This window comes from Bartonella sp. AP57NXGY, from assembly GCF_042195805.1.
GTDB lineage: Bacteria > Pseudomonadota > Alphaproteobacteria > Rhizobiales > Rhizobiaceae > Bartonella.
In genome coordinates this window covers 32,968-45,363 of record NZ_JBHIOZ010000005.1, presented here as the reverse complement: position 1 = coordinate 45,363, position 12,396 = coordinate 32,968, and the positions used below count along the sequence as shown (strand labels likewise).

Below are 12,396 nucleotides of genomic sequence, written 5' to 3'. Positions count from 1 at the left end.
AAAAATTATATCTGTGATGAGAAGGCAGTTGGTGATGATCCAAAAAGATAAAGTGCATAAAAAAGAAAAAAAAGGTGGGCTTCGTGAATTTATTTCTGTTTTAATACAGGCTTTGCTTTTAGCAGCGTTTATTCGGACACTTTTTTTCCAGCCGTTTAGTATTCCTTCCGGTTCAATGCGTCCTACTTTGTTGGTGGGAGATTATCTGTTTGTTTCTAAGTATGCATATGGGTATTCTCGTTTTTCCATCCCCTTTTCTCCTCCTCTTTTTTCTGGACGGATTTGGGCATCTCAACCTCAACGTGGAGATGTGGTCGTTTTTCGCTTACCAAGTAATCCGAAGATTGATTATATAAAACGCGTTGTTGGGCTACCAGGTGATCGTATACAAGTTCGTCAAAGTGTCCTTTATATTAATGATGAGGCTGTTTCACGTCACTTTATGGGGGAGATTGATAATTCTGATATAACAGAGGTTAACTATCCTGTTGAGGTTTATCGCGAGACAATGCCTAACGGTGTCAGTTATGATACACTTGATTTAGCTTTCATCCCGAAAGTTGATGATACAGAAGTCTTTGAAGTTCCTCAAGGACATTACTTTATGATGGGAGATAACCGCGACAATTCAGATGATAGTCGTTTAGATGTAGGCTATGTTCCAGAAGAAAATCTTATTGGTCGCGCGAGCGTGATTTTCTTTTCTATCAGTAATGGTTCAAGTGCTTGGCAGATTTGGCGCTGGCCATTTGATGTGCGTTGGAAACGTTTGTTTTCTTTCATAAATACGGTTCATGATTTGCCGCTTATCAAGCAAGGAAACAACGATGAAACGTCTCATGATTGATCAGCTTTTCAAGCTGACGGGGCATCGTTTTAAAGATGAAGAGAGGTTAAAGAAGGCATTAACACACTCGAGTGTACAAGATTCGGAACAGGGGAATTATGAACGACTAGAGTTTCTAGGGGATCGGGTTTTAGGGCTTTTGATTGCAGAGATGCTGTATCAACTTTTTCCTCAGGCAAGTGAAGGTGAATTATCAGTCCGTTTAAATCATCTGGTCAATGCACAGACATGTGCTGATATTGCGCGTGAAATGAGACTTCCTGATATGATCCGTGTTGGTTTTGAGATGAAAAATTTTGAGGGACGTCGACTTATCAACATGCATGCAGATGTCGTGGAAGCTTTGATTGCCGTAATATATCTCGATGGAGGATTGGAAAGCGTTCGTCCTTTTATTCAAAAATATTGGCAAAGTCGGGCAAAGAAAATGGATGCTGGTCGACGTGATGCCAAGACAGAATTACAGGAATGGGCGCATATCCAAGGCAATGCACAACCACATTATCAGGTTATAAAACGTTCAGGTCCAGATCACGATCCTGTTTTTATGGTAGAGGTCAGTATTTCTGGGTTTGCTTCAGAGATTGGGCAGGGAAGCTCCAAAAGATATGCTGAGAGAATGGCAGCTGAAAAAATTTTGCGACGAGAGGGTGTATGGAAAACAGTAGGAAAAAATGATCATGAGTGACGTTATGAAAACGCGTTCTGGGTTTGTTGTGCTTATTGGGATGCCTAATGCCGGTAAATCGACATTGGTTAATCAATTGGTTGGAACAAAGGTTTCAATTGTAACACATAAGGTACAAACAACACGAACTTTAATCCGCGGTATTGTCATTCATGATGATGTGCAAATTGTGTTGGTCGATACACCGGGTGTTTTTCGTCCCCATAAGCGCTTAGAACGAGCCATGGTCTCTGCTGCTTGGGGAGGGGCTAAGAGCGCTGATGTTCTACTTGTTTTAATTGACGCTCAAAGTGGTCTTTCGGATGAAGTTGATATGATGTTAGATATTGTAAACAATATGAAACAAGAAAAAGTTCTTGTTCTTAATAAGGTTGATACAGTTGTTAAATCATCTCTTCTAGCGTTAACCACTAAAATAAATGAACGTGTAAAGTTTGCGCAAACATTTATGATTTCTGCTCTAAACGGTTCTGGTTGCAAGGATTTACTTCATGCGTTGAGTAACATGATGCAGGAAGGGCCATGGTATTATCCGGAAGATCAAATTTCTGATATGCCTATGCGTCATCTTGCTGCTGAAATTACGCGTGAAAAACTTTTTCTTCGTCTTCATGATGAACTTCCTTATTCCTCAACGGTTGAAACAGAAAACTGGGAAGAGCGTTCAGATGGTTCCGTTAAAATTAATCAAGTTATTTATGTCGAGCGTGAGAGTCAGAAAAAAATTGTCTTAGGAGCAAAAGGCGATACAATTAAAGCGATTGGTCAAGCAGCACGTAAAGAACTCATGGAAATTATGGATCAAAAGGTGCATCTTTTTCTCTTTGTGAAAGTGCGCGATAATTGGGATACCGATCCAGAACGTTATCGTGAAATGGGATTGGATTTTTTTTAATAAGATTTTTAAAAATAATTAAAGTAAAATGAAGTGGAAAGAACAAGCCGTTATACTTGGTACACGCCAATATGGTGAAACAAGTGTTATTCTTGAGATTATGACACGTGAACATGGTCGTTATATGGGAGTGGTAAAAGGGGGGCGCTCGCGTCGCATGGCAGCTCTTCTTCAACCTGGAAATTTTGTGGAGGCTGAATGGTGGGCTCGTTTAGACGAACATTTGGGACTTTTTCGGCTTGAAGCTCTTGATTTACATGCGGCACGATTAATCTGTCTACCAGAAGCACTTTATGCTTTGCAATTGATAGCTTTTCATTTGCGGCTTCTTCCCGAACGTGATCCGCACCCCATTTTATATGATATTTTACACCTTTTTATGCAGAATTTTGATGAACCATTTGTAAATGCAGAATTGCTTGTACGTTTTGAAATGCGGCTTCTTGAAGAACTTGGTTTTGGTCTTGATTTATCTTGTTGTGCTGCAACAGGTCGTCAGGAAAGGCTTCATTACGTATCACCAAAATCTGGACGGGCTGTCTGTGAAGAAGCAGGGGAACCTTGGAAAAAAAAGCTTCTCATTCTACCACAGTTTCTTGTACACAGAACGACTCGTCCTGCTGATTTTAGTGACATAATAAATGGTTTTATACTGACGGGTTTTTTTCTTATGCGTCATGTCTGGGAGCCACGAGATATAAAGCAGCCGTCAGTGCGCATGAATTTGATACAATTGTTTGAGCGCCAATTTGGTGTACAGGCATTAATTGGTTGATCTGATGATAATTGAATGGGAAAATGAGAATTTTAAAGACAATTGCTGAAGTCCGCCAATATACTTCAGAGGAACGACGTTTAGGTTTTTCGATTGGTTTTGTTCCAACAATGGGGGCATTGCATGATGGACATCTTGCATTAGTACAGTATGCAAGAGCAATGTGTGATCGCGTAGTGGTTTCTATTTTTGTCAATCCAAAGCAATTTGGACCTCAAGAAGATTTTTCTCAATATCCAAGAGATTTGAAGGGCGATTGTGCTTTGTTAAAAGAAGCAGGTGTTGAATGTGTTTTTGCTCCTTCTGTCGATGAAATGTGGCCACTGGGGAATGATACAATTGTACAAGTGAAAAAATTATCACGTATTTTGATGGGAAAATTACGTCCGGGGCATTTTTGTGGTGTAACAAGCGTTGTTGCTAAACTTTTTAACATTGTCCAACCAGATAAGGCTTTTTTTGGGGAAAAAGATTTTCAACAAATTTTAATTATTCGGCGTATGGTTGAAGATTTGGCTTTTCCTATTGAAATCGTTGGAGTTCCTATTCTACGGGAGTCAGATGGTGTAGCGTGTTCTTCACGCAATCAGCTTTTAACATTAGAAGATCGTAAAGCTTCCAAAATTATTCCTGAAAGTGGAAAAGCTGCTGAAAAGCTTTATCATGAAGGTGAACGGTCGGTTGATAAATTATGCAAAACTGTTCGTGATATTTTACAACAAGAAACGCGTGCAATCATTGAAGCGATAGATTTACGGGATATGGAAACTTTATGCGTGGTTAAAGGAACATTGAATAAACCAGCAGTTTTACTTCTTACTGTCCGCTTTGGTGAGATAAGGCTGATTGATCAATATATATTGCAAGAGAAGGGTGGAAAATGAGTGTACATAAAACCGTAAAGCGTATAACATCTTCCGAAATACGTGCACGAAAGGGACAACAGCCAATTGTTTCTTTAACAGCTTATCAAGCTTATACTGCGCGGATTGCTGATCCATATTGCGATATCCTTTTGGTTGGTGATAGCGTTGGGATGGTTGTGTATGGGTTTGAGACAACGCTTCCTGTTAATTTAGATATGATGATTTCACACGGGAAAGCCGTGGTGCGTGGATCTCAAAAAGCTCTTGTTGTTATTGATATGCCTTTTGGTTCTTATGAGGAAAGTCCAGAGCAAGCTTTTTTAAATGCATCGCGCATTCTTGCACAAACGGGGTGTGGTGCAGTTAAGCTTGAAGGGGGCGTTTATATAGCCGAAACAGTAGATTTTTTGTGTAAACGTGGCATTCCAGTGATGGGGCATATCGGTCTTACACCCCAAGCAATGAATCGTTTTGGTGGTTTTAAAACACAAGGACGCAAGGAGAATGATTGGCAAAGAATTGAAGCAGATGGAGCAGCGATTGAAGAGGCAGGTGCTTTTGCTGTTGTTTTAGAAGCAATGGTTGAACCTTTAGCGGTGAAACTGACAGATAAGCTTTCTATCCCTACGATCGGTATAGGGGCGTCCAATCAATGTGATGGGCAAGTATTGGTTATGGAAGATATGTTGGGCTATGGTTCTCATGTGCCAAAATTTGTACGCCGTTATGGAGACCTTGAACAAGCCATGGAAACTGCAATAAAGAATTATGCAGAGGATGTCACATCTCGTGCTTTCCCAGCGGATAATGAAGTTTATAAACTAAAATAAACTTCAGTTTAAGATGAAAGGTTTGACAAGAGAACATTTGTTATTTTGATAATGAATGTGCATTTTTAATATATTTTGTATGCAATTTGAACTGTGATTTTTTCCATTTCTTTAATGAAGTCACGCCTCTCATGCAAAACAGAACGCCATTGGGTCGCTAATTCACATGCTTTTTTAAAGAAAGCTTTCTTAAGGTACCCAACCTATTTCGCGACGGCGTTCGTGAATAGTATAGTGGTAAGTCCCTTATGAAGTGTATAAAATTTATAGAGTACTCCCGTCTTTACGCTTCATAAGAGAGCAAGCCGGCATCATCACACACTTTGCCAATTTTCAATGCTGCGACAGCGCTTAGCACTTGAGATGGTTCATAAGAAGCATTTTAACTCTTTCTTTAAAAAATTTTACCCACACGCCAGACCCGCTTGTGGTGTGCAAGAGAATGATTTTGATTGATTCAATATAAACAGATTTGAAATGAGTGAAGCTTACGATATTAGGAGCTCTCATTCAAAATGAAAAAACAATGAATTATTATTATAAGTCAGTGTGATGATTCTGTAATGACAAGGAATCAACAATGCGAAGGGGCTATAATCTTTGGACATCCAAGTCATTAAAGCGCGTTAAAAATGCGTTTTCAATGTGTTGGGTAGAATAGGGGGATAAATTCAGATCATCGGGTAAAATATTATTGGGAGAGCCAAAATAGTGAAGGGCTTCTTCTGTATTAAATCCAGCAAGCGTAATCGCTTCATAATAGGCAGCGATACGGTCGGCTTGTTTAATTTTTTTTAAAAGTTTTTGAGAAAGATCAACGGGAAGAGAAAAGCGCATGTGGATAGCATCTTGGATGCGCTTTTCAACGCGTTCATATTGTTTTCCTATAACAGCTTTAAAAGGGGAAATCATATCGCCGATGACATATTCTGGAGCATCATGAAGAAGGGCATAAAGACATTCGTTGCTTCCCGATTGTGGAAAAAGTTTTTGAAATATTTGTTCAACCAAAAGTGAATGTTGTGCAACAGAATAGGCATGCTCTCCTCGTGTTTGACCGTTCCAACGTGCTACGCGAGCAAGTCCATGGGCAATATCTTCAATTTCAACATCAAAAGGAGAAGGGTTGAGAAGATCAAGTCGCCTTCCAGAGAGCATTCTTTGCCAAGCGCGGGCTTCTCCATTTTTTAATAATTCAGCTTTAGCCATGAGTGTTTTCTATAGTATTTTCAGGAAAGGTAAAATTCATATTTTCAGCAATGCTTATAGTGACAGGAATGTTTTTTACAGTAAAGGGGATGTTATGATCCATAGCATCTTTGACGTGGTCAATACGCATTAAAGCAAGAGCCTCATTTTCTACACATGTTCCCAAGTAGCCAAGCACTTTTGTTCCTGCTTCAATGCTAGATTGAGGGGTTAATTTACACTGGCCTTTTACAATAAAAATACGGCGACGTGCTGCACGGCGGTGGTGCATTCGTGAAACAATTTCTTGTCCAATATAACATCCTTTATTGAATGCAAGTCCATTGATTTGATCGTAATTAATATCATGAGGAAAGACTTTGCCAATTTCATAGTCTTGATCACTTTCCGCAATTGCATAACGGATACGCAATTGATTCCATGTGTCATGATATTCTGAAGTTAAAAAAGGTTTTTTGCCATAGATTCGTATTATTTTTTCTTTTTGTGGGAAGCGTTTATCAACAAAACTTGAATCAAAATTTAAAGCATCTGATTCATTATTCAAAGAAACTGTAACAAGCTCTTGGAATGGTTGTGTAATTTCTACTTTTTTGCGCAGCTTATAGAGCAACAGACGCTTATGGAGCGTATCAGCTAAAGGCATCCTGATATCAATCAGGTAACCATCTTCTTTTTTTCCGATAAGAAAATCAGCAAGAACCTTTCCTTGTGGGGATAAAAGGGCTCCAGGGAAAAGTTCCTGTGGACTGATTTTTTTTACATCTGTCGTGATCAGGGATTGTAGAAAATCTGTTGCTTCTTCGCCTGTAATTTGAATAAGTCCGCGGTTTTTTAAGCAAATGGCATTTTGTTTTTCAATCATGGTTCTTGCCTTTCTGCTCAAAGTTACATAATCGATAAGTGAGCAATATGTAAGGAGCGTGGTTATGTTTAAAACATTTGATACAATTTTTAAAGGTGCAACACTTGTGAATCATGATGGAAGAAGCAAGCGTGATATTGGTATTACAAATGGTCGTATTGCTGAAATAGGCGACCTTACATGTGCATCGGCTAGTGAGGTCATTGATTGTACGGGGCTTCATATTTTACCAGGAATTATTGATAGCCAAGTGCATTTTCGTGAGCCAGGAAATGAATATAAGGAGGATTTGGAAAGTGGCTCGTATTCTGCTGTGTTAGGGGGTGTTACGGCAGTTTTTGAAATGCCTAATACCAATCCATTGACAACATCAGAAGAAACATTAAGCGATAAGGTTCAACGCGCATTTCATCGAATGCATTGTGATTTTGCATTTTGGGTTGGAGGAACGCGTGAAAATGCTCATGAACTATCTGAATTAGAAAGACTTCCTGGTGCGGCTGGAATTAAAGTCTTTATGGGGTCCTCTACCGGTGATCTTTTGGTTGATGATGATGAAAGTGTACGCCTTATTTTGAAGAATACACGCCGTCGTGCGGCTTTTCATTCTGAAGATGAGGCGAGGCTCAAAGAGCGTAAAATATTGCGTATTGAAGGGGATGCATCGTCACATCCGATTTGGCGTGATGAAGTTGCGGCATTAAAATGTACGCAGCGTTTGGTAAAAATTGCTCATGAGACGAAGGCTCGGATTCATGTGTTACATCTTTCGACAGAAGAAGAAATTGATTTTCTAAAAAAACATAAGGATGTTGCAACAATTGAAGTGACACAACATCATTTGACGCTCACGGCTGATGATTATAAGAAGTTTGGTACATTAATTCAGATGAATCCGCCTATTCGTGAGCCGCGCCACCGTGACGCTCTTTGGTACGGTGTTCAACAAGGAATTATTGATGTCTTAGGTTCAGATCATGCGCCTCATACTCTTGAAGAAAAACTTCAACCTTATCCCTCTTCACCTTCAGGTATGACAGGCGTGCAAACAACAGCAGCAATTATGTTGACACATGTGAATGCAGGAAAAATATCTCTTGAACGTTTTGTTGATCTCACTTCACATGGCCCTAGTCGTATTTTTGGTATAAGTTGTAAAGGGCGCATTGCTGTTGGGTTTGATGCTGATTTAACCATTGTTGATCTTAAGCGAGAGGAAATTATTACGAATAGCTTAATTGGTTCTCGCGCCGGTTGGACACCTTATGATGGTCAAAAAGTTAAAGGTTGGCCTGTTGGGACTATTATCCGTGGTATGCGCGTTATGTGGGAAGGTGAAATTGTCACACCTTCACAAGGAGAGCCTGTTAAATTTATGGAAACTTTGGTGTAAACAGATTAAAATTATAAGTATGCCGTAAAATACCATCCTTTAGAGTGGTGATATAGGGTATGTCAGCCTCTTTGATACATAAGTGTTTTTTTAATGAGTGGTGAATATTCTTAGGCTTGTTTGTAGAAACTATGCAGCAAATTACATGTGTTAGAAGCCAAGAGAAACCTTGTTCAACAAGAACCTAGATTATTTACAGAGCAAATTTAGTTAAAAATCTTTGTCCGTTAAAGTGTGGGGAGGAAGCCAAAGAACAGTTTTGTATGGGGAAAAAGGCGCATATGAATAAAAGCGTATCGAGACATTATTCTTTAAACGTCTCTCTATTTTCAGAGCTGGTTTATTGCTCCCCGCATTTGTGAAAGGAGTATCATTGATACCGCTAAAATTGAGAGAGATACTTTTTGTATAGATTAATTATTTATAATGCATGAGGAGGTTTTCAGATAAAATTCTTCCTTCCTCAATGTATCTTTGATTGGCTTCAATGGCTGCTTGTGTACAATGATGATAATTTTCTGAGAAAGCACGATACGCTTCATTAAACGCTTCATAAAAATAAGCACGTCTTTGTGGAATGGGGTGTTCTGCTTCAATCAGTGCATTCATATAGTCATACCATTGGTTTGTTGGAGGCTCGCAAAGATTTTGGAGAGAATGCAATGATCCCAAAATTTCTGCTAGTCGGAGTAATTTTTTTTCATAAGGTGGAGATTGTTGTGCAAAGGTTGGCATTGAAATGACAAGAAATATTAAAATAATGATGTTCATCAATCTATACCGCATTATTTTTATTGCTTTCTTTGAATAAAACTCTGTAAAGATAAAATAATTTTGTCATGAGAACGGTGTAAAAATAAAGTTAATTGCTACATTATTCTCAATTATTGATTATAAAATATAGGGCGTAAGAGGCAGTAAGGAACCCATTGTGGAATATTGAAAATACTGACGAAGCTTTGTGTGGTTAAAAATTTAAGATTTTCTGCCTGCAAGCTATCTATTTTTCACATAGATTTATATTGTATTGCCTATAGATTTTTTTCTAAGCTCATTTTTTTAAGGAGAGAAAGCATCTCTAATGATAGAACGCTTTTGTCCAATCAAATAAAATAGATTGTTTTTATGATAAACGATGAATACAGCCGTAAATACAATGGGAAAATGGTAAGAAGAATTTACTATAAAAGATACAAGTTTTTAGCTTAAACCGCGTAATACAATGATTTGAGATAAGATACATCTAAAAGGATCAGTGCATAATATCGTCCATGGAGTTAATAAATGAAAGAGTTGCGATTTTATAATACGCTAACACGTAAAAAAGAAAAATTTACACCAATAGATGCGACAAGAGTACGTCTTTATGTTTGTGGACCGACAATTTATGATTATGCGCATATAGGAAATGCACGTCCTGTTATTGTTTTTGATATTTTATTTCGCTTATTGCGTCATGTTTATGGCAATGAGCATGTTCTATATGCACGTAATATCACAGATGTCGATGATAAAATTAATGCACGAGCAGCTAGCGAATATCCAAACGTATCATTGAATGAGGCTATTCGTCACTTAACAGAACGTACATATTCTCAGTTTCAACAAGATACCATAGCACTTGGTTGTCTGTTGCCAACCAGTCAGCCACGCGCCACTGAGCATTTAGAGGAGATGCGCTCTTTAATTGAAAGGTTGCTTGAAAAGGGGCACGCTTATGAAGCCGAAAATCATATATTATTTTCTGTAAGTAGCATAAAAAATCCTCCCCATTATGGGGCATTTGCAAATCGTTCTTTAGATGAAATGAGGGCGGGGGCGCGTATCGATGTTGCTGCTTATAAAAGGGAAGAGATGGATTTTGTTTTGTGGAAGCCTTCTGTGGAAGGAGAACCAGGTTGGAAATCACCGGGCGGAATTCCTGTTTTAGGTCGTCCAGGTTGGCATATTGAATGTTCTGCAATGTCAATGGCAAAGTTATTAGCGCCCTATGGCGGTGGTTTAACCTGTGATGATCCGACCGCCAATGTTTTTGATATCCATGGTGGTGGAATTGATTTAATTTTTCCTCATCATGAAAATGAGATTGCACAAAGTTGTTCAGCTTTTGGGACGGAGCGAATGGCTAATTTTTGGATGCATAATGGTTTTTTACAAGTTGAAGGCAAAAAGATGTCGAAAAGCTTTGGCAATTTCATAACTATTCGTTCTGTTTTAGAGAATAATTTGGGGGAGTTTAATGGTATTTTAACCGATGAAATGAAGCAAAATTGGGCTGGTTTGTCTGCGCGTTTTTCGATGTTGCAAACGCATTATCGTGAACCATTAAATTGGACAGCACAGCGTTTAATACAATCGAGCAGCGAACTGTATCGTTGGTATGAATGGCTTCGCAGCAAAAAGAGTGAGATGAAAAACAATGAAGCAATTGATGATACTTTGATAGATGCACTTAGTGATGATCTTAATACTCCAAAAGCACTGACTCTTTTGCGAAAATTTTATAAAGAAGGAAATGCTTTGGCTCTTCTGAATGGGATGAATTTATTAGGACTGTTAAGACAAGAATGGATTAAAGAAATAGATTGCCCATTATTTACGAGAAAAACTTTCCTTGATACAAAATTTATTGATCAGCGCATTGCCGAAAGACTAAGACTTATCCATAATAAAGAGTGGGAAGCTGCGGATACAATTCGTGATGAGCTTGCAGCCAAGGGGGTTCTTTTAAAAGACAGTAAGGATCCGCAGAGTGGTGAGCGCATAACTGTGTGGGAAATAAAGCGACACTAAAGCGACACTAATGTCTCTATTCCAGCAGCTCCATAAAAAAGGAGAATATGATGGAATTTTTATATCATTATGGGTATGTTGCACTAAAACTAGTTGTAGGACTTATCGCTTTCCTCTTGATTTTAAGAACCACAGGTCGTGGTAGTCTTAGTCAAATGACGCCAGTTGATTTGGTAAGTAATTTTGTCATGGGAAGTATTATTGGAGGCGTTATTTATAGTCCGGATGTTAGCAGTATTCAATTGTTGATTGTCTTATTTATTTGGCAGACTTTAGTCACATCTCTTAATTTTCTGATGCGCTATTCAGTTTTTTTTCGTCGTCTTATTGCAGGACGACATATTGCATTGGTTTTAGATGGAGTATTTCAAGTGGATAAGATTAAAAAATTAGGTATCAGTGTGAATGATCTGATTACAATGTTGCGCATTAAAGGCTGTAGTTTACATGAAGCTGCTTTCGTTCGTTTAGAAACCAATGGCGATTGTTCCGTTATTAAAAAGGAAGAAGGAAAGAAGTCTATCATTTTAATACAAAATGGTGAAATTCTTGATAAGGGGCTGAAAGAGATTGGTAAAACAAAAAAATGGCTTCAGGCAGAATTGAAAAAAAAACATGTAAAAGTTGAAAATTTATTTGCAGCAGAGTGGTATGAAAATACAGATCAAAATAATAAATTGTATAGTGGATTATTTCTTGTTCCTTTTTCAAAAACAGTCTAACTTCAAAAAACAGGTAGGTATAGCTTATTGGAAGCCATAATGAAGAGATGAATCTATAAATAACCACAGAGGGTATTTTGCCTGTTTGTGCGGATGATAGAGAAGTAAGGACTTTATGAAACGCAATGAAATGACAAAAACTGTATCATCAGATACAGGGAAGACTCTGCACACACTTTACAATTTATGGCCCTATATGTGGCCGGTAGGGCGGCGTGATCTAAAAATGCGTGTGCTATGGGCAATATTTTATCTTGTTTTGGCTAAGCTCGTTCTCATATCTGTACCGTATTTATTTAAATATTCTACGAATGTGCTTGATTCAAGCTTTCAGCTACCTGAATGGTTCCCATCCAGTTGGATTATTCCCATCATGCTCGTTTTGGCATACAATGTCGCGCGTATTATGCAGGCTGGATTAAATCAATTACGCGATTCCCTGTTTGCCACTGTTGGTCAATACGCTGTTCGTCAATTAGCTTATAAAACCTTTGTACATATGCATGAGTTATC

The 12,396-nt window shown here is 38.4% G+C and carries 12 protein-coding genes and 1 pseudogene; 10 read left to right on the top strand and 3 right to left on the bottom strand.

Going from position 1 to position 12,396, the window contains the following annotated elements:
• Nucleotides 1–34: 34 nt before the first annotated feature.
• From lepB to panB, 6 genes are read left to right on the top strand one after another with little or no spacing between them, the layout of a single operon-like run.
• Nucleotides 35–847 carry a signal peptidase I gene (gene lepB / locus ACFIL8_RS01675; protein ID WP_375611213.1) on the top strand — a complete coding sequence of 271 codons (813 nt, stop codon included), beginning with the start codon at nucleotides 35–37 and terminating at the stop codon, nucleotides 845–847.
• Nucleotides 828–1,535 (top strand): ribonuclease III, encoded by a 708-nt coding sequence (gene rnc / locus ACFIL8_RS01670; protein WP_375612949.1) that lies wholly within the window; start codon nucleotides 828–830, stop codon nucleotides 1,533–1,535. Before lepB ends, rnc begins: the two co-directional genes overlap by 20 nt.
• On the top strand, nucleotides 1,528–2,430 hold the full coding sequence (era, locus tag ACFIL8_RS01665) for a GTPase Era (RefSeq protein WP_375631705.1): 903 nt from the start codon (nucleotides 1,528–1,530) through the stop codon (nucleotides 2,428–2,430). The genes rnc and era overlap by 8 nt, the downstream gene beginning before the upstream one ends.
• Before the next feature lie 28 nt (nucleotides 2,431–2,458).
• Complete coding sequence (recO, locus tag ACFIL8_RS01660; protein ID WP_375638092.1) at nucleotides 2,459–3,205, top strand: DNA repair protein RecO; 747 nt, start codon at nucleotides 2,459–2,461, stop codon at nucleotides 3,203–3,205.
• Nucleotides 3,206–3,228: 23 nt separating this feature from the next.
• Entirely contained in the window at nucleotides 3,229–4,089 is an 861-nt protein-coding gene (gene panC / locus ACFIL8_RS01655) for a pantoate--beta-alanine ligase (protein WP_375688791.1), read from the top strand.
• Complete coding sequence (gene panB, locus ACFIL8_RS01650) at nucleotides 4,086–4,901, top strand: 3-methyl-2-oxobutanoate hydroxymethyltransferase (protein ID WP_375612945.1); 816 nt, start codon at nucleotides 4,086–4,088, stop codon at nucleotides 4,899–4,901. The genes panC and panB overlap by 4 nt, the downstream gene beginning before the upstream one ends.
• A 591-nt stretch (nucleotides 4,902–5,492) precedes the next feature.
• Here the strand turns inward: panB and ACFIL8_RS01645 are convergent.
• Nucleotides 5,493–6,110: a YfbR-like 5'-deoxynucleotidase gene (locus ACFIL8_RS01645; protein ID WP_375610152.1), complete on the bottom strand. Its 618-nt coding sequence runs from the start codon at nucleotides 6,108–6,110 to the stop codon at nucleotides 5,493–5,495.
• Nucleotides 6,103–6,975, bottom strand: a complete 873-nt coding sequence (locus ACFIL8_RS01640; RefSeq protein WP_375629274.1) for a YgfZ/GcvT domain-containing protein — start codon at nucleotides 6,973–6,975, stop codon at nucleotides 6,103–6,105. Before ACFIL8_RS01640 ends, ACFIL8_RS01645 begins: the two co-directional genes overlap by 8 nt.
• A 64-nt stretch (nucleotides 6,976–7,039) precedes the next feature.
• Between ACFIL8_RS01640 and ACFIL8_RS01635 the strand changes: the two genes are divergently transcribed.
• Entirely contained in the window at nucleotides 7,040–8,368 is a 1,329-nt protein-coding gene (locus ACFIL8_RS01635; protein WP_375612943.1) for a dihydroorotase, read from the top strand.
• A 417-nt stretch (nucleotides 8,369–8,785) separates the two neighbouring features.
• Here the strand turns inward: ACFIL8_RS01635 and ACFIL8_RS01630 are convergent, their stop codons facing one another.
• Nucleotides 8,786–9,154, bottom strand: a complete 369-nt coding sequence (locus tag ACFIL8_RS01630; protein WP_375688789.1) for a TIGR02301 family protein — start codon at nucleotides 9,152–9,154, stop codon at nucleotides 8,786–8,788.
• A gap of 498 nt (nucleotides 9,155–9,652) precedes the next feature.
• Between ACFIL8_RS01630 and cysS the strand changes: the two genes are divergently transcribed.
• The 3 genes and pseudogenes from cysS to ACFIL8_RS01615 form a co-directional block, all read left to right on the top strand.
• Entirely contained in the window at nucleotides 9,653–11,161 is a 1,509-nt protein-coding gene (cysS, locus tag ACFIL8_RS01625; protein WP_375611222.1) for a cysteine--tRNA ligase, read from the top strand.
• 50 nt (nucleotides 11,162–11,211) lie between these two features.
• Complete coding sequence (locus tag ACFIL8_RS01620; RefSeq protein WP_375611298.1) at nucleotides 11,212–11,883, top strand: DUF421 domain-containing protein; 672 nt, start codon at nucleotides 11,212–11,214, stop codon at nucleotides 11,881–11,883.
• Nucleotides 11,884–11,998: 115 nt separating this feature from the next.
• A pseudogene (locus ACFIL8_RS01615) lies at nucleotides 11,999–12,396 on the top strand (metal ABC transporter permease); the annotation flags it as partial.